Origin of the sequence: Cupriavidus pampae, assembly GCF_914271485.1 — a bacterium.
In the GTDB taxonomy this organism is placed as follows: Bacteria; Pseudomonadota; Gammaproteobacteria; order Burkholderiales; family Burkholderiaceae; genus Cupriavidus; species Cupriavidus pampae.
Genome location: NZ_CAJZAG010000008.1, coordinates 393698 through 409528 on the forward strand (window position 1 = coordinate 393698; position 15831 = coordinate 409528).

Here is a 15831-nt window from a genome sequence, read left to right on the forward strand (position 1 = left end):
CCCTCTCCCACGGGGAGAGGGCCCGTCTTTACCCTCGACTTACCATCTTTGCCGGCACCGACAACACCAGCACCGCCCCCACCACCATCGAAGCCGCCAGCAGATACATCCCCGAATCCGTACTCTGCGTCGCGTCCTTGAGCCACCCGACCGCATAGGGACTGATAAACCCCGCAAGATTCCCCAGCGAGTTGATCAGCGCAATCCCCGCGGCTGCCCCAGTGCCTGCCAGAAACGCCGTCGGCAGACTCCAGAACAACGGCAACGTCGTCAAGATCCCGATCGTCGCAATCGTCAGCGCCACCATCGCCATAGTGGTATCGCCGCGCCAGTGCACCGACAGCACCAGCCCGATCGCCCCCAGCATCGCCGGAATCGCGATATGCCACCGGCGCTCACCGCGCCGATCCGCGCTCGACGCAAACAGCACCATCCCAATCACCGCGCACCCGTAAGGAATCGCCGTCAGCAACCCGATATGCAGCGCACTGCTGACCCCGGTCTGCTTGATGATCGTCGGCAGCCAGAAGCTCACGCCATACAACCCCATCACAAAACTGAAGTAGATCGCCGCCATCAGCCACACACGCGGACTCGACAGCACGCGTGCAATCGGCGGATCTTCCTTGTGCTGATCCTCGGCCGCGATATTGCGCTCGAGCACCGTCTTCTCCTCGGCCGACAGCCATTTCGCATGACTGATGCGATCGTCGAGATACGCCAGCACCCACAGCCCCACCAGAATCGAGGGCACGCCTTCGATCAGAAACATCCACTGCCAGCCGGCCCAGCCGTTATGGCCATCGAACGACTGCATGACCCAGCCGGACAGCGGGCCACCAATCACGCCCGACAACGCAATCGCGGTCATGAAGTACGTGGTCGTGCGACCACGCCGCGCCGCCGGATACCAGTACGTCAGATAAAGAATGATGCCGGGAAAGAACCCCGCCTCGGCCACGCCCAGCAGAAAACGCAGCACGTAGAACATCGTCGGCGTGGTCACGAACATCATCGCCGCGGAGATCAGCCCCCACGTGATCATGATGCGCGCGATCCAGATACGCGCGCCCACGCGATGCAGAATCACGTTGCTCGGCACCTCGAACAGGAAGTAGCCGATAAAGAAAATACCGGCACCCAGCCCGTAGACGGTCTCGCTGAACTTGAGGTCATTGAGCATCTGCAGCTTGGCAAAGCCCACGTTGACGCGATCGAGATACGCCACGACGTAGCAGAGCAGCAGAAACGGCACGAGTCGCCAGCTCACCTTGCGGTAGATGGCATCCTCGGAAGTGGCATTGATGCCAGGATTCACTGTAGCTGCGGTCATTCTGTCTCCTTGTTATGTGGATACCGCGAACAGCTGATGGCTGAGGGCCCTACACGCAAACCTATACGCAACGTCCCCCGTCGACTTCAATACATGTACCGGTGATAAAGGCCGCTTCGTCCGAAGCTAGATACAGACAGGCATTGGCCACATCCGCCGGCGTCGACATGCGCCCCATCGGAATCGTGGCAAGAAATTTGGCGCGGTTTTCGGGCGTGTCCGGCATGCCCATAAACTGTTCGAGCAATGCGGTGGCACCGATAACCGGATTGACGCAATTGACGCGGATATTGTCGGGGCCCAGCTCGGCGGCCATGGCCTTGCTCGCGGTGATCACCGCGCCCTTGCTGCCGTTGTACCAGACCAGCCCGGGCCGCGGCCGAATGCCCGCGGTCGACGCGATATTGACGAACACGCCGCCACCACGCTTGCGGAAGTGGGGAATGAAATGATGCGCGGCCCAGAAGATGCTCTTGACGTTGACCGCGTACACGCGATCGAACTCGTCTTCCGAGATCTCGAGGATCGGCTTGTTGCGATGGGTGGTGCCCGCGTTGTTGACGACGATATGCACGTCACCAAACGCCGCAAGCGTAGCATCGCGCATGGCGGCCACATCGTTGCCACGCGCTACATCGGCAAGCACCGCCTGCGCGCGTCCGCCGCTGTCGCGAATCGCCGCCGCCACACGCTCGGCGGCATCGAGGTTCATATCGGCAACCATCACCGCCGCGCCTTCGCGCGCGAAGGTCTGCGCGATGCCCGCGCCAAAACCGGAGCCGCCGCCCGTGACGACGGCGACCTTGCTGGCAAGTCTCATCTGGTGTCTCCTCATCGGCCCCGTCACGGTCTGGCGCCGTGGATCGTGAGCCCGCTGGTTACCCTTCAGGTCAGTGCGAAAACGGCCCCCGTCCGCGCAGGGCGTTGGCCACCATCATCAGCGCCAGCAGAAACGGCAGCGCAACGTAGAGGCACCAGTGCACGCGGTCGCCCACGGTATCGCCCCATTTGCGCTTGAAGACCTGCAGGCGCGGCATGCCGGACGGATTGGTGGCGCGCTTGTTCCTTACGTGCCAGGCCATCCAGAAAAAGAAGATAGCGAATGCGACCGACAGAAAATTGATGTTACCCATGTTGTATGGCGATGGTTTTCAGTGTGGTGAATCCGTACAGGGCTTCGAAGCCCTTCTCGCGTCCGTAGCCGGACTGGCCGGTGCCGCCGAACGGCAGTTCCACGCCGCCGCCAGCCCCGTAATTGTTGATAAAGACCTGTCCCGCGCGCAGCTTGCGCGCCAGCCGCAATTGCCGGCCGCCATCGCGCGTCCATAACCCGGCCACGAGGCCGTAGCGCGTGCCATTGGCCAGCGCCAGCGCTTCTTCCTCGGTGTCGAACGGCATGGCCGCGAGCAGCGGGCCGAACACTTCTTCCTGCGCGAGCCGATGCGTCGGCGGCACGTCGCGGAACAGCATCGGCACCTGATAGAAGCCGGCCTCGGGCGCTTCCCCGACGATATGGCCCTGCGCCATCACCGCAATGCCGGCATGCTGCGCGTCGGAGACAAAGTCCCACACGCGCTGCTGCTGCTTGCGGCTGATCAGTGGACCACATTCGAGGTCGAGCGCGGAAGGGCCTACGCGCAGCGCTTCGAACACACCGGCCAGCTGGTCGAGCAGCTTCTCGTAGATCGGGCGCTCCACCAGCAGCCGGCTACCGGCCGAGCAGGTCTGGCCCGCATTCTGCACGATGCCGTTGACGATCACCGGCAGCAGCATATCGAGGTCCGCGTCGGCAAACACGATCTGCGGCGACTTGCCGCCAAGCTCGAGCGTCACCGGCACGTGATTCTCGGCCGCCAGTTGCGATACGAGCTTGCCGGTCTCGGGCGAGCCTGTGAATGAAATATGGTTGATGTCCGGATGCCGCGCGAGCGCCGCGCCAGCTTCATGACCATAGCCGGTCACGATATTGAGCGCGCCCTCGGGCAGACCGGCTTCGGCCGCCAGCTCAGCCACGCGCAGCAGCGACAGGCAGGCATCCTCGGCTGGCTTGACCACGCACGCGTTGCCGGCGGCCAGCGCCGCGCCGACGCTGCGGCCAAAGATCTGCAGCGGGTAATTCCACGGAATGATGTGCCCGGTTACGCCATGCGGCTCGCGCACGGTGAACACGGTATAACCAGGCTGATACGGAATGGTCTGGCCATGGAGCTTGTCCACGGCACCGGCGTAGAACTCGAAATAACGCGCCACCGCCCGGGCATCGGCCTGCGCCTGGCGCAGCGGCTTGCCGGTGTCACGCGCCTCGAGCGCGGCCAGCTCGTCCTCATGCGCGAGCAGCGTCAGGGCCACGCGGTTCAGCAGCCGCACCCGCTCGGCGGGCGCCATCGCCCCCCACGCGCCGTCATACGCGCGCCGCGCGGCCAGCACGGCCACGCTGATATCGGTGCCATTGCCACGCGCGATCTCGGCAAACGGCTCCCCGCTGGACGGATCGAATACCTTGATACGCAACCCGGAGTCGGGGGCGATCAGCCGGTTGGCTACGAAATGCTGGGCATGCATGAATGTCTCCAGCTCATAAATTGAGCGAATGCCAATGCGGCATTATCGCGCATTCGGGTATCGCTCCGACGAAGGAGAACGGAGCCGCGCTGGCTGAGTCCAATGCAGACGTCGCAGGCTGGAAGGAAGGCGGTCCTTGCTGCGCAGCGCTGCATGCTGCCGGCGGCGCAATGGTCGCTGGTATCGGCGGCGGCAATGCAATTGCCGCCGCGGTCGGCACTGGCCTCTCGTCGCTCGCAGTCGGAAAGCTTGCGTCCACAGGTCAGTCGGTGGAGAGCAACCGCACTCGCGAAATACGCTATCTTCGCAATGAGTCGGCAAGTGCGGGGCGAGGTGCGAACAATTTGGCCAACTAGTTTGTCAATCTATTGAAGTGCAACAACGGGCAGACTTCGCCATCCGGCGCGAGCCCGCAGGCAGAAATAACAGGTCGAAATAAGCTACCGCCAACTGCGGGCGCGGTGGTGAATGCAACGGCCTCGAGCATTGACAATGGTGGAGGAGAAGGTAAGTCGGATGGCAAGTCCGGCGATGGGCGGACAACATACTGCGACTAATCAATCTTGCAACGAAAATCCTTGGTGAAGGAAACGTAAAGATATTCTCAGGAGGTAAATGATGACGCCAGTATGTCGCGTGGCGATCCCGGAGGGGCTAGAGAAGGCCTTTCCGCTTGTCCGGAAACTGTTCGATGCGCTCGATCTCTCGATCGTAAATCCACACACCGGAAGTATTACAACCTGGACAGAAGAGGGGCTTCAAAAGAGTGTTTCGTCGGCGACTCTGATAGATGATGTCATCTCGGGCGCAATCCGAAATGTCCAATTTTGGAGAACGGCTAGCGACGATGTGTTCGTCTCTTGGAAATTTATTGATGGCGGATGCATGTTCTCGATCTACTTAAACGGAGTGGATCCGGAACTGTGCGGAAAAATAGCGGGAAAAATCGTCGAAATTTCTTTGTCAGAACATAGAATGAAATATGGAGAGGGAACGTTTCTGAGTATTGACTTGGAGTAGATCGCCCAATTGTTACCGTGAGTGCAGAGGGTGAGATGAATTCGAGAGGAAGCCTAGCAAGAAGGTTGACACGACATGCATCGCCGGGCCGCAGGCTTTGCAAGCTCGGAACTGCGGTTCTCGCAGCATGTGCGACCGTCGCGCCATTGCACGCCCAGCGTCTACAGCCGGCCGTCCGCGCGGGACCGCGGGCGGGTGTAGGCAACCTCCAACCAGCTATAATGCCCGCCATCCGACAACACCAGCCATCTGGAGAATCCGCATGAGCTTCAACCTCGTCTCCCCGGGCAAAGACATCCCGAACGATTTCAACGTCATCATTGAAATCTCCGCCCAAAGCGATCCCGTGAAGTACGAGGCCGACAAGGAAACCGGCCTGCTGTTCGTGGATCGTTTCATCGGTACCGGCATGCGTTACCCGGCCAACTACGGCTTTATTCCCCAGACGCTGTCGGGCGACGGCGACCCCGTGGACGTGCTCGTGCTGTCGCCGTTCCCGATCCTGGCCGGCGCGGTGGTGCGCTGCCGTGCGCTCGGCATGCTCAAGATGACCGACGAAGGCGGCGTGGACGCCAAGCTGGTGGCCGTGCCCGTGGACAAGCTGTCCCCGGCCACCGCGTTCATGAAGGGTCTGTCCGATGTGCCGCAGAACCTGCTCGACCAGATCAAGCACTTCTTCGAGCACTACAAGGCACTCGAAGCAGGCAAGTGGGTCAAGGTGGACGGCTGGGCTGGCGTTGAAGAAGCGCACAAGGAAATCGCCGACGGCGTGGCGAACTACAAGAAGTAAGTCGTTCGCACCAATAAAAAACCGCCAGCGATGGCGGTTTTTTTTCGTCGGCGCTTTCGTCGGCGCTTTCGTCCGCTTTTCGTCACCCTTTGGCAAACGGGTTGCGTTCCCCGAGCTCGTCCAGATACGCGTCCATCCCCTCGCGCTCGCGCTCCAGAAACCGTTCCACCGCATCGGCGAACGACGGGTGCGCGAGCCAGTGCGCCGAGCGCGTCGCCACCGGCAGAAAGCCACGCGCCATCTTGTGCTCGCCCTGCGCGCCACCTTCGAACGTACCGATGCCCTCGGCGATGCAGAATTCCAGCGGCTGGTAATACGCGGTCTCGAAATGCAGGCAGGGATGGTGCTCCAGCGCGCCCCAATAGCGGCCGTACAACGTGCTGACGGCCGGATCAGCGTCATACACCACGAGCGACGTCGCGATCGGGTGCCCCTCGCGCTCGGCAATCACCAATAGCAGGTTCTCGGGCATATCCGCCCCAATGCGCCGGAAGAAATCCAGGCTCAGGTACGGCGTGGAATGATGCTCGCGATAGGTCTGGCGATAGCAGCGGTTGAACAGCTTCCACGCCTCGTCATCGATCTCGGCGCCGCGCAGCCAGCGAAACGTAATGCCGGCCTCGGCCACGCGCCGCCGTTCGGCACGAATGTTCTTGCGCTTCTTCTGCGAGAGCGTGGCCAGGAACGCGTCAAAGCTCTCGTAACCAGCATTGGTCCAGTGGAACTGCACGCCATGGCGCATCATCATGCCGGCTTCCTGCAGCAGCGGCTCTTCTTCCGCCGAGGGAAACAGCACGTGCAGCGACGACATGCCGGAGTCCTCGGCCAGCGCGAGCGCCACGCGTACCAGCAGCGCGCGCGCCTCCGCGTTCTCGGCCAGCAGCCGCGCGCCGCGCACGGGCGTGAATGGAATCGCCGACAGCCACTTGGGGTAGTACTCGACGCCGTGGCGCTGATACGCATCGGCCCACGCCCAGTCGAATACATATTCGCCATACGAATGGGCCTTGGCGTAGAGCGGCATGGCCGCGATCAGCCGTTCGTCGCTGCCGCCTTCCGTGCCGGTCCACAACGTCAGGTAGCGCGGCGACCAACCGGTGTCGTCGGCCGCGCTGCCGCTCGTATGCAGCGCGTGCAGGAACGCATGGCGGAGAAAGGGGGTCGGTTCCGGCTGGGCCGCAAGCAGCGCATCCCATTGTGCGGGCGGGATGCGGCTCAGGTCCTCGACAATCTCGGTACGGATATCGGCAGGGCTGTGATCGGACATCGTGTCATGAATTGCCGCGACGGCGGCACCGGACGAGTCTACCGGAATTGGCTTGCCGACGCAGGCAAGTGGCCATCCCTCAACCCGAACCGCCATGCGACGTAGAATGCGTGTATCGAGATTGACCATTGCGCCCAGACAATGCGCCCACAAAGGCAGACATGACGCATCCGTTCTTCAACCTGTATTCCCACGGCTTTGCGCGCGTGGCGGTGGGCGTGCCCGAGTGCCGCGTGGCCGATCCCGCGTACAACGCCGAACAGACCATCGCGCTCGCCCGCGAGGCCGCCGCCAACGGTGCCGCGCTGGTCGCGTTCCCCGAGCTTGGCCTGTCGGCCTATACCTGCGACGACCTGTTTCACCAGCGCGCGCTGCTGCGCGAGTGCGAGCTGGCGCTGCAACAGATCGTCGAAGCGTCGGCGACCATCGCCCCCGCCATCGTGGTCGGCATGCCGCTGCTGGTCGAACATCAGCTCTTCAACTGCGCGGTGGTGGTGGCCGGCGGCGTCATCCGCGGCGTGGTGCCCAAGAGTTATCTGCCCAACTACTGGGAGTTCTACGAAGCCCGCCAGTTCAGCGCCGCCGACAACGCGTCGGTCTCGCGCATCTCGCTGCTCGGCGCCACGGTGCCATTCGGCGCGGGCCTGCTGTTCGAGGTCGAGAACATTCCGTTCTTCCGCTTCCACGTGGAGATCTGCGAGGACGTCTGGGTGCCGGTGCCACCGTCGTCGTTCGCGGCGCTGGCCGGCGCGACCGTGCTTGTGAACCTGTCGGCGTCGAACATCGTCATCGGCAAGTCCGGCTACCGCCATCAGCTCGTCTCGCAACAATCGGCGCGCTGCCTGGCCGCTTATCTGTACACGTCGGCGGGCAAAGGCGAATCGACTACCGACCTCGCGTGGGACGGGCAAGCGCTGATCTACGAGAACGGCGAACTGCTCGGCGAGTCCGAGCGCTTCTCCGACAAGTCGCACCTGCTGTGCGCCGATGTCGACGTGGAGCGTCTGTCGCGCGAACGCATGCATCAGGTCACGTTCGGCCATTCGGTGCGGCGCCATCGCGAGGAAGTCGCGCGCTTCGAGGTGATCGCATTTCGCGTCGAGGTGCCCACCATCGAGGCTCTGCCGCTGACTCGCCATATCGCGCGCTTCCCCTACGTACCGGCCAATCCGCAACAGCGCGACGAACGCTGCATGGAGGTCTACAACATCCAGGTGCAGGCGCTGGTGCAGCGGCTGTCGTCGAGCAAGCTGTCGAAGGTGGTCATCGGTGTTTCGGGTGGACTCGATTCCACGCATGCGCTGCTGGTCTGCGCCAAGGCCATGGATCGCCTTGGCCTGCCGCGCGCGAATATCCTCGCCTACACGATGCCGGGCTTTGCCACCAGCGAACGCACGCTGGCACAGGCCCGCGAACTGATGGCACGCGTCGGCTGCAGCGCGAGCGAGATCGATATCCGCCCGAGCTGCCTCGCCATGCTGAAGGACCTCGATCATCCGTACGCGCGCGGCGAGCCCGTGTATGACGTTACGTTCGAGAACGTGCAGGCCGGCGAGCGCACCAATCACCTGTTCCGACTGGCCAATTTCCACGGCGCGATCGTGATCGGCACCGGCGACCTCAGCGAACTCGCGCTGGGCTGGTGCACCTATGGGGTAGGCGACCACATGTCGCACTACAGCGTCAACGCAAGCGTGCCCAAAACGCTGATCAGCCACCTCGTGCGCTGGGTCGCGGATACCGGTCAGGTGGTGGCGGAAGGCAAGGACGTGCTACTGGCCGTGCTCGACACCGATATCAGCCCGGAGCTGGTGCCGAGCGGCGCGGCGGGGCAGGGTGGCGGCGCCGACAGCGCGCCGGAACAGAAAACCGAGCGGATCATCGGGCCGTACGAGCTGCAGGACTTCCACCTTTACTACACGCTGCGGTTTGGCTTTTCGCCATCGAAGGTCGCGTTCCTGGCCCTGTCGGCCTGGGGCGACCCGGAGCGTGGCGCGTGGCCGAACGGACCGGAAGTCCCCCGCAACGCCTACGAAATCGCGGAAATCAAGCGCATCCTCGCCATCTTTGTCGATCGATTCTTCCGCACGAGCCAGTTCAAGCGGTCGTGCATTCCGAATGCACCGAAAGTGGGCTCGGGCGGCTCGCTGTCGCCTCGCGGCGACTGGCGCGCGCCGAGTGACGCGGAATCAGTGGTCTGGTTACGGGACCTCGCGCGGATTCCAGATTGACGAATTCGCGGTCGGAATCGATAAAAGTGGGCCAGCACACGTATATTTCCGGGTGTCGCTGGCGTCCCCTCTGATCCGGCAGAATCGTTTCGCGCTAAAATCGGTCATCTTTGACCACAACAAGCAGGGGCCGGACATGAAGCAGATTACCGCGATCATCAAACCTTTCAAGCTCGATGAAGTACGCGAAGCGCTGGCCGATGTGGGCGTGACCGGTCTGACGGTCACCGAGGTAAAGGGCTTCGGCCGCCAGAAGGGCCATACCGAACTGTATCGCGGCGCCGAGTATGTCGTGGACTTCCTGCCCAAGATCAAGATCGAGGTCGTGGTGGCTGAGAACCAGCTGGACACCGTGCTCGACTCGATCGTCAAGGCCGCTCACACCGGCAAGATCGGCGACGGCAAGATCTTCGTCACCGAGATCGAACGCGTCATCCGTATTCGCACCGGCGAGCAGGACGAAGCCGCGGTCTGATATTTGTCGACACCGCGCGGCATGTAAAAAAACCGGCCATAAGCCGGTTTTTTTTCGTCTTCGGGGTCGGGCTAACTCGGCAGCTTCCAGCCGAACTGCACCGATACCAGCCGCATGGCCATCGTCACCAGCGCCCCTGTCAGCAGCGCCACCTCCTGGTCCGCGCGTATCCACGTCAGTCCGACGTAGACCCAGCAGCCCACGAACGAGCATGTCGCGTAGGGCGAGCGATCGCGCAGGATCATCGGCACCTCGTTGCACAGCACGTCGCGCACCACGCCGCCGAACACCGCGGAGATGATGCCCATCATGACGGCCACCGTCGGCGTCATCTGTGCAACCAGCGCCAGCGAGGTGCCGGTCACCGAGAACAATCCGAGGCCGATCGCATCGGCCACGAGCATGGCGCGATCGGAGCGCACCGAGCTGACCACGCGAAACACGATGGCGGCGCCGATCGACATCACGAAGATCAGCATCACGTAATACTCGTGTTCGACCCAGTAGAACGGCCGGCGATCGAGCAGCACATCGCGCACGGTGCCGCCGCCGAACGCGGTGGCAAACGCGACGATAAAGGTGCCCACGGCATCGAGCCGCTGCTTGCGCGCATCGACCACGCCGGAAATCGCGAACGCGAGCACGCCAATCACCTCCATCACGTGGAGGATCAGCGGCAGGCGCCCGAACAGCAGATCGAAGGGGAGGTGCAGGTGCATGCGTCAGCCGCGGGGCTGGCGCAACAGGACCATCACCGCGCCGGCGCCGCCCTGGGTTTCGCGCGCCTGCACGAAGGCGATGACCTCCTCCTTCTGCACCAGCCAGCTGCGCACCTTGCCCTTGAGCACCGGCAGCTTGTCCGGCGAGCCATTGCCCTTGCCATGGATCACGCGCACGCAGCGCACGCCGTTGCGGACCGAACGACGGATGAACTCCGCCAGCGCCTCGCGCGCTTCCTCGCGGCGCAGGCCATGCAGATCGATCTTGTCCTGGGGCACCCATTCGCCACGACGGAGCTTGCGCACGACGTCGAGCCCAATCCCGGGCCGGCGGAACGACATTTCTTCCGTATCGAGCAAATTCTCGATATCGAATTCGTCCGATAACGATGCCGCGAGCACGGCCTGATCTTCGCGCTGGGTTTGCACCGGGACCGGTGCGGGATGTTGCGGGGGATGATTGATGCGATTGCGATCGCGCAACTGACTGACGTTGCCGATGCTGGTGCGAAAGACATCGGCCTCTTCACGCGCGCGTTGCGCGGCGGCTTCGGCCGCGACGCGCTCGGCTTCGCGACGCTCGGCATCGGCCTTCAGCGTGTCACGCAGGCCGGAGAGGTTGTCTAACCCGAATCGTCTGGCCGAGTTTTGATTGGATTTTGGGCCGCCTTGCGACATGGAACTTCTCCAAAAGCACGACGCCCGATTATAGCCGCCACTCGCTTCACTCCCCTCACCCTCTGGGAGAGGGGTTGGGGGTGAGGGCAGTGACGCAACAACAATTACTTCAGCGCTTCCACATACCGTTGCGCATCGAGCGCGGCCATGCAGCCGGTGGCCGCGCTGGTAATCGCCTGACGATAGATCTGGTCCTGCACGTCGCCGGCCGCGAACACGCCCGGAATGCTCGTGGCCGTTGCGTCGCCCATCAGGCCGCTCTTGGTCACGATATAGCCGTTCTTCATCTCGAGCTGGTCCACGAACAGGTCGGTGTTCGGCTTGTGGCCGATCGCGATAAACACGCCCGCGAGCTTCACGGCCTCGACCGCGCCGGTCTTCACGTTGCGGATATTGGCGCCGGTCACGCCCGACTCGTCGCCCGTCACTTCATCGAGCGTGCTGTCGAAACGGATCTCGACGCGGCCTTCCTTCACGCGTTGCAGCAGGCGATCGCGCAGGATCGGCTCGGCGCGGAAATCGTCACGGCGATGGATCACGGTGACCTTGCTGGCGATGTGCGACAGATACAGCGCCTCTTCCACGGCGGTATTGCCGCCGCCGACCACCGCCACTTCCTGGTTCTTGTAGAAGAAGCCGTCGCAGGTGGCGCACGCGGACACGCCGCGGCCCATGAACGATTCCTCCGACGGCAGGCCCAGGTACTGGGCCGAGGCGCCGGTGGCGATGATCAGGGAATCGCACGTGTATTCACCGGCGTCGCCGATCAGACGGATCGGGCGCTCGGTCAGCTTGGCCGTGTGGATGTGATCGAAGATGATTTCCGTGTTGAAACGCTCGGCGTGCGCCAGGAAGCGCTGCATCAGTTCCGGACCCTGCACGCCGTTGGCGTCGGCGGGCCAGTTCTCCACGTCGGTCGTAGTCATCAGCTGGCCACCCTGAGCCAGCCCGGTGACGAGAACCGGGTTCAGGTTGGCGCGGGCCGCGTAGACGGCGGCGGTATAACCCGCGGGCCCGGAGCCGAGAATGAGCACTTTTGCGTGTTTGGACATGATGCGTTCCTGTGACTGGCGCGGCTTCCCCACTTTGGAAGCCTCACGCCGGCTTGAATTCGAAGCCGCCATTATAAGTGGTGCGGCATTTGCTCACTGTTGCAAATTCCAATGAGGGCGATAGGCGCCGCCGAGAGTAAAATGGCCGCCATCGTCCACATTAGGCACTCCGTCTCCTGCATGGCCCGAGCTACCACGACAACCCGTACCGACCCGTCCGCGCTGCCTTCCCGCATCGGCAAGCTGCTCGGCGAGGTGCGCTGGTTCCTGCTGCTGGCCGTCACGCTGGGCTTTCTCTGCGTCCTGGCCAGCTACAGCAAGGCGGACCCCGGCTGGTCCCACGCCAATCAGGTGGCCGATATCCACAATCTGGGCGGCCGCGTCGGCGCCTGGCTGGCCGATGTGCTGTTCTTCATCTTCGGTTTTTCCGCATATTGGTGGAGCGTGCTGCTCCTGCGCCGCTGCTGGCGCGGCTGGCGCGCGGTGACCGCCGAGTTTCCCAGCAGTGTCCACCGCGACACGCATGAACGCGACGAGGCCGGCGAAGGCAGCATCACGGTCAGCTGGATCGGCTTCGCGCTGACGCTCGTGTCGAGCATGGGCCTCGAGGCGATTCGCATGTATCCGCTGCGCGCCGCGTTGCCGCGCGCGCCGGGTGGCGTGCTGGGCGACCTGCTCGGCGGCTGGCTGCAACTCGCGCTCGGATTCTCCGGCGCGACGCTGCTGCTGCTGACGTTGTTCGCTATCGGGCTGTCGCTGTTCTTCCATTTCTCGTGGCTCTCAGTGGCCGAACACGTCGGCGGTTTCGTCGAGTCGCTGTTCCTCGGTTTCAAGGCCCGCCGCGAAAGCAAGCAGGACCGCATCATCGGCGAGGCCGCCAAGGTCGAACGCACCGAAACCGTCGAAGTCCAGCGCGTACGGCACGAGGAAGCCGCGCCGGTGCAGATCGTGCGTCCGCAGGCCGTGCCCAAGCACGAGCGAGTGGAGCGCGAAAAGCAACAGCCGCTGTTCGCCGATATCCAGGACTCCGACCTGCCGCCGCTGTCGCTGCTCGATCCGATTCCTTCGCATCAGGAAACCGTGAGCGCCGAAACGCTCGAGTTCACGTCGCGCCTGATCGAGAAGAAGCTCAAGGACTTTGGCGTCGAGGTCAAGGTCGTGGCCGCCTACCCGGGCCCCGTCATCACACGTTACGAAATCGAGCCGGCCACTGGCGTCAAGGGCAGCCAGGTGGTGAACCTGGCACGCGACCTTGCGCGTTCGCTGTCGCTGGTCTCGATCCGGGTCGTGGAAACGATTCCGGGCAAGAACTACATGGGGCTCGAACTGCCGAACCCCAAGCGCCAGACCGTTCGCCTGTCTGAAATTCTCGGTTCGCAAATCTACAACGAAAGTGCCTCGAGCCTGACCATGGCGCTGGGCAAGGACATCGCGGGCAAGCCGATGGTGGCCGACCTCGCGCGCATGCCGCACTGCATGGTCGCGGGTACCACGGGCTCGGGCAAGTCGGTCGGCATCAACGCGATGATCCTGTCGCTGCTCTACAAGGCCAAGGCCGAGAGCGTGCGCCTGATCCTGATCGACCCGAAGATGCTCGAAATGAGCGTCTACGAAGGCATTCCGCATCTGTTGTGCCCGGTGGTGACCGATATGCGCCAGGCCGGCAATGCGCTGAACTGGGCGGTCGGCGAGATGGAGCGCCGCTACAAGCTCATGAGCAAGCTTGGTGTGCGCAACCTCGCGGGCTACAACAAGAAGATCGAGGAAGCGGCCGCGAAGGAAGAGAAGATCCCGAATCCGTTCAGCCTGACGCCGGACGCGCCGGAACCGCTCGAGAAGCTGCCGACGATCGTGATTGTGATCGACGAGCTGGCGGACCTGATGATGGTCGTCGGCAAGAAGGTCGAAGAGCTGATTGCGCGTATCGCGCAGAAGGCACGCGCCGCGGGCCTGCACCTCGTGCTCGCCACACAGCGGCCGTCGGTGGATGTGATTACCGGCCTGATCAAGGCCAACGTGCCGACACGTATCGCGTTCCAGGTCAGCAGCAAGATCGACTCGCGCACGATTCTCGACCAGCAGGGCGCGGAAGCGCTGCTCGGCATGGGTGACATGCTGTACCTCGCTCCGGGGACCGGTTTTCCGGTGCGTGTGCACGGCGCCTTCGTCTCCGACGAGGAAGTGCACCGCGTGGTCAGCCAGCTCAAGGAAGCAGGCGAGCCGAACTATATCGAGGGCATTCTCGAGGGCGGCATCGTCGATGGTGACGGTGGCGGCGACAGCCTTGGCGGTGGTGCCGGCATCGGTGGTGGCGGTGGCGAGGCCGATCCGCTCTACGATCAGGCCGTCGAGGTGGTGCTCAAGAACCGTCGCGCCTCGATCTCGCTGGTGCAGCGTCACCTGCGTATCGGCTACAACCGCGCGGCGCGGCTGCTCGAGGATATGGAGAAGGCCGGCATGGTCTCGGCGATGTCCGGCAATGGTAATCGCGACATCCTCGTGCAAGGCGGCGGGGCCGCCGCGCGCGACGACGAGTAAGCTCCCGGCTAACGTACTGTTACGTCCGTCACAGGCGCGCCGGGAATCCCCCGGCCGCGCCATGCTCTAACTGAGCAAAACCACAGGGAAAGGAACAAAACTCATGCGATTTCGCGTTTTTGCGTCCACCGTTGCGGCCTTTGCCACCATTGCGTTCGCACCGGCGATAAGCACCAATGCCCACGCCGCCGCCGTCGATCAGCTGCAGAGCTTCGTGTCGACGGTAAAGAGCGCGCGTGGCGAGTTCACGCAGAAGCAGGTCAAGGGGCAGGGCGACATCCTCAAGGTGGCTGGAACGTCGAGCGGCACGTTCGCGTTCGCCCGGCCCGGCAAGTTCGTATGGCGCTACACCAAGCCGTACGACCAGTTGCTGCAGGCCGATGGCCAGACGCTCTACATCTTCGACAAGGACCTGAATCAGGTGACCGAGCGCAAGCTCGATGGCGCGCTGGGTTCGAGCCCGGCCGCGATCCTGTTCGGCAGCAACGATTTCGAGAAGAATTTCACGATCGCCAATGGCCCGACGCGGGACGGTGTGGAGTGGCTCGAACTGACGCCGAAGTCCAAGGACACGCAATTCGAACGGATCGGCATCGGCTTCAAGGGCGGTAACCTCGAAGCCATGGAGTTGCGCGACGCGTTCGGCAACACGACGCTGCTCACGTTCACGAACATGCAGAAGAATCCTTCGCTGCCGGCCGATACGTTCCGGTTCGTGGTGCCCAAGGGCGCCGATGTCATGAAGCAATAAGGTCGATCGATGTCCAACGCTCCCATCCCGCACCTGACCCTTGCTCCCCTCCTCGGCGTCGTCGCGCTGTTGTCCGCCTGCGCCGTGCCCGGCAGCGCGCGCCATTTCGATGTCGACGCCTTCCTGCGGGGCTCGGATACGGCCTTGCCCGAGGTCATCGGCAATGCCGACTTCCTGAAGTCCACGCGTGTCTCCGTCACCGAATGCGCGACGTTGTTGCAATCGCCGGCAAGCGGGGCGCTCGAGGACCTGCCGGCCACGGGTCTGCGCCCCGCGTGGCTACTGCATCCGGCGGGCACGCCGGACAAGGTCTGGCTGATCGTCAGCGAAGCTAGTGGTGAACGCAGCTGCCACGGCCCGCTGCCCGCCGATGCGATGAAGACGCTGGCCGAGCGCGCCAAGGGTTGATGACAAA

Annotated in this window: 16 protein-coding genes; 8 read left to right on the forward strand and 8 right to left on the reverse strand. The window is 63.3% G+C overall.

The window, feature by feature from the left end:
- Positions 1–28: 28 nt before the first annotated feature.
- The 4 genes from LDO41_RS21830 to LDO41_RS21845 all read right to left on the reverse strand — a co-directional run bounded on the left by LDO41_RS21830 (position 29) and on the right by LDO41_RS21845 (position 3895).
- Positions 29–1333, reverse strand: coding sequence for an MFS transporter (locus LDO41_RS21830; protein WP_223991974.1), 1305 nt, complete (start codon positions 1331–1333; stop codon positions 29–31).
- Between the two features lie 61 nt (positions 1334–1394).
- A complete protein-coding gene (locus LDO41_RS21835) occupies positions 1395–2153 on the reverse strand; it encodes an SDR family oxidoreductase (RefSeq protein ID WP_223991976.1) in 759 nt (252 codons plus the stop codon).
- A gap of 70 nt (positions 2154–2223) precedes the next feature.
- The gene (locus LDO41_RS21840) at positions 2224–2466 is read right to left on the reverse strand and encodes a hypothetical protein (RefSeq protein ID WP_223991978.1); all 243 of its coding nucleotides are present in this window, start codon (positions 2464–2466) and stop codon (positions 2224–2226) included.
- Positions 2459–3895, reverse strand: a complete 1437-nt coding sequence (locus LDO41_RS21845) for an aldehyde dehydrogenase family protein (RefSeq protein ID WP_223991979.1) — start codon at positions 3893–3895, stop codon at positions 2459–2461. The genes LDO41_RS21840 and LDO41_RS21845 overlap by 8 nt, the downstream gene beginning before the upstream one ends.
- 2 nt (positions 3896–3897) lie before the next feature.
- Between LDO41_RS21845 and LDO41_RS21850 the strand changes: the two genes are divergently transcribed.
- The 3 genes from LDO41_RS21850 (at position 3898) to ppa (ending at position 5705) form a co-directional block, all read left to right on the forward strand.
- On the forward strand, positions 3898–4251 hold the full coding sequence (locus LDO41_RS21850; protein ID WP_223991980.1) for a hypothetical protein: 354 nt from the start codon (positions 3898–3900) through the stop codon (positions 4249–4251).
- Between the two features lie 259 nt (positions 4252–4510).
- Entirely contained in the window at positions 4511–4915 is a 405-nt protein-coding gene (locus tag LDO41_RS21855; protein ID WP_223991982.1) for a hypothetical protein, read from the forward strand.
- 262 nt (positions 4916–5177) lie between these two features.
- On the forward strand, positions 5178–5705 hold the full coding sequence (gene ppa, locus LDO41_RS21860) for an inorganic diphosphatase (protein ID WP_223991983.1): 528 nt from the start codon (positions 5178–5180) through the stop codon (positions 5703–5705).
- 82 nt (positions 5706–5787) lie between these two features.
- On the opposite strand, the gene LDO41_RS21865 is transcribed toward ppa, so the two are convergent.
- Positions 5788–6972, reverse strand: a complete 1185-nt coding sequence (locus LDO41_RS21865; protein WP_223991984.1) for a GNAT family N-acetyltransferase — start codon at positions 6970–6972, stop codon at positions 5788–5790.
- A gap of 161 nt (positions 6973–7133) precedes the next feature.
- Between LDO41_RS21865 and LDO41_RS21870 the strand changes: the two genes are divergently transcribed.
- Both LDO41_RS21870 and glnK read left to right on the forward strand, forming a co-directional pair.
- Positions 7134–9203, forward strand: coding sequence for an NAD(+) synthase (locus LDO41_RS21870; protein ID WP_223991985.1), 2070 nt, complete (start codon positions 7134–7136; stop codon positions 9201–9203).
- A gap of 136 nt (positions 9204–9339) precedes the next feature.
- Positions 9340–9678 carry a P-II family nitrogen regulator gene (gene glnK / locus LDO41_RS21875; protein ID WP_061957551.1) on the forward strand — a complete coding sequence of 113 codons (339 nt, stop codon included), beginning with the start codon at positions 9340–9342 and terminating at the stop codon, positions 9676–9678.
- A 71-nt stretch (positions 9679–9749) separates the two neighbouring features.
- On the opposite strand, the gene LDO41_RS21880 is transcribed toward glnK, so the two are convergent.
- From LDO41_RS21880 to trxB, 3 genes are all read right to left on the reverse strand, one after another.
- Positions 9750–10397, reverse strand: a complete 648-nt coding sequence (locus tag LDO41_RS21880; RefSeq protein WP_223991987.1) for a trimeric intracellular cation channel family protein — start codon at positions 10395–10397, stop codon at positions 9750–9752.
- A 3-nt stretch (positions 10398–10400) separates the two neighbouring features.
- Positions 10401–11075, reverse strand: coding sequence for a Smr/MutS family protein (locus LDO41_RS21885; protein WP_223991990.1), 675 nt, complete (start codon positions 11073–11075; stop codon positions 10401–10403).
- A 104-nt stretch (positions 11076–11179) separates the two neighbouring features.
- Positions 11180–12127, reverse strand: a complete 948-nt coding sequence (trxB, locus tag LDO41_RS21890; RefSeq protein ID WP_223991991.1) for a thioredoxin-disulfide reductase — start codon at positions 12125–12127, stop codon at positions 11180–11182.
- 180 nt (positions 12128–12307) lie between these two features.
- Between trxB and LDO41_RS21895 the strand changes: the two genes are divergently transcribed.
- The 3 genes from LDO41_RS21895 (at position 12308) to LDO41_RS21905 (ending at position 15824) form a co-directional block, all read left to right on the forward strand.
- Positions 12308–14665: a DNA translocase FtsK gene (locus LDO41_RS21895; RefSeq protein ID WP_223991992.1), complete on the forward strand. Its 2358-nt coding sequence runs from the start codon at positions 12308–12310 to the stop codon at positions 14663–14665.
- A 103-nt stretch (positions 14666–14768) separates the two neighbouring features.
- Complete coding sequence (gene lolA, locus LDO41_RS21900; RefSeq protein ID WP_223991993.1) at positions 14769–15416, forward strand: outer membrane lipoprotein chaperone LolA; 648 nt, start codon at positions 14769–14771, stop codon at positions 15414–15416.
- Between the two features lie 9 nt (positions 15417–15425).
- Entirely contained in the window at positions 15426–15824 is a 399-nt protein-coding gene (locus LDO41_RS21905; RefSeq protein WP_223991994.1) for a hypothetical protein, read from the forward strand.
- Positions 15825–15831: the final 7 nt, after the last annotated feature.

What these genes read in the sequence shown, in the direction of transcription:
- LDO41_RS21855 (WP_223991982.1), top strand. Translation starts at nt 4,511, where the DNA reads ATGATGACGCCAGTATGTCGCGTGGCGATCCCGGAGGGGCTAGAGAAG.
- LDO41_RS21830 (WP_223991974.1), bottom strand. Translation starts at nt 1,333, where the DNA reads ATGACCGCAGCTACAGTGAATCCTGGCATCAATGCCACTTCCGAGGAT.
- LDO41_RS21835 (WP_223991976.1), bottom strand. Translation starts at nt 2,153, where the DNA reads ATGAGACTTGCCAGCAAGGTCGCCGTCGTCACGGGCGGCGGCTCCGGT.
- LDO41_RS21865 (WP_223991984.1), bottom strand. Translation starts at nt 6,972, where the DNA reads ATGTCCGATCACAGCCCTGCCGATATCCGTACCGAGATTGTCGAGGAC.
- ppa (WP_223991983.1), top strand. Translation starts at nt 5,178, where the DNA reads ATGAGCTTCAACCTCGTCTCCCCGGGCAAAGACATCCCGAACGATTTC.
- LDO41_RS21880 (WP_223991987.1), bottom strand. Translation starts at nt 10,397, where the DNA reads ATGCACCTGCACCTCCCCTTCGATCTGCTGTTCGGGCGCCTGCCGCTG.
- LDO41_RS21905 (WP_223991994.1), top strand. Translation starts at nt 15,426, where the DNA reads ATGTCCAACGCTCCCATCCCGCACCTGACCCTTGCTCCCCTCCTCGGC.
- LDO41_RS21840 (WP_223991978.1), bottom strand. Translation starts at nt 2,466, where the DNA reads ATGGGTAACATCAATTTTCTGTCGGTCGCATTCGCTATCTTCTTTTTC.
- trxB (WP_223991991.1), bottom strand. Translation starts at nt 12,127, where the DNA reads ATGTCCAAACACGCAAAAGTGCTCATTCTCGGCTCCGGGCCCGCGGGT.
- LDO41_RS21850 (WP_223991980.1), top strand. Translation starts at nt 3,898, where the DNA reads ATGTCTCCAGCTCATAAATTGAGCGAATGCCAATGCGGCATTATCGCG.
- lolA (WP_223991993.1), top strand. Translation starts at nt 14,769, where the DNA reads ATGCGATTTCGCGTTTTTGCGTCCACCGTTGCGGCCTTTGCCACCATT.
- glnK (WP_061957551.1), top strand. Translation starts at nt 9,340, where the DNA reads ATGAAGCAGATTACCGCGATCATCAAACCTTTCAAGCTCGATGAAGTA.
- LDO41_RS21845 (WP_223991979.1), bottom strand. Translation starts at nt 3,895, where the DNA reads ATGCATGCCCAGCATTTCGTAGCCAACCGGCTGATCGCCCCCGACTCC.
- LDO41_RS21870 (WP_223991985.1), top strand. Translation starts at nt 7,134, where the DNA reads ATGACGCATCCGTTCTTCAACCTGTATTCCCACGGCTTTGCGCGCGTG.
- LDO41_RS21885 (WP_223991990.1), bottom strand. Translation starts at nt 11,075, where the DNA reads ATGTCGCAAGGCGGCCCAAAATCCAATCAAAACTCGGCCAGACGATTC.
- LDO41_RS21895 (WP_223991992.1), top strand. Translation starts at nt 12,308, where the DNA reads ATGGCCCGAGCTACCACGACAACCCGTACCGACCCGTCCGCGCTGCCT.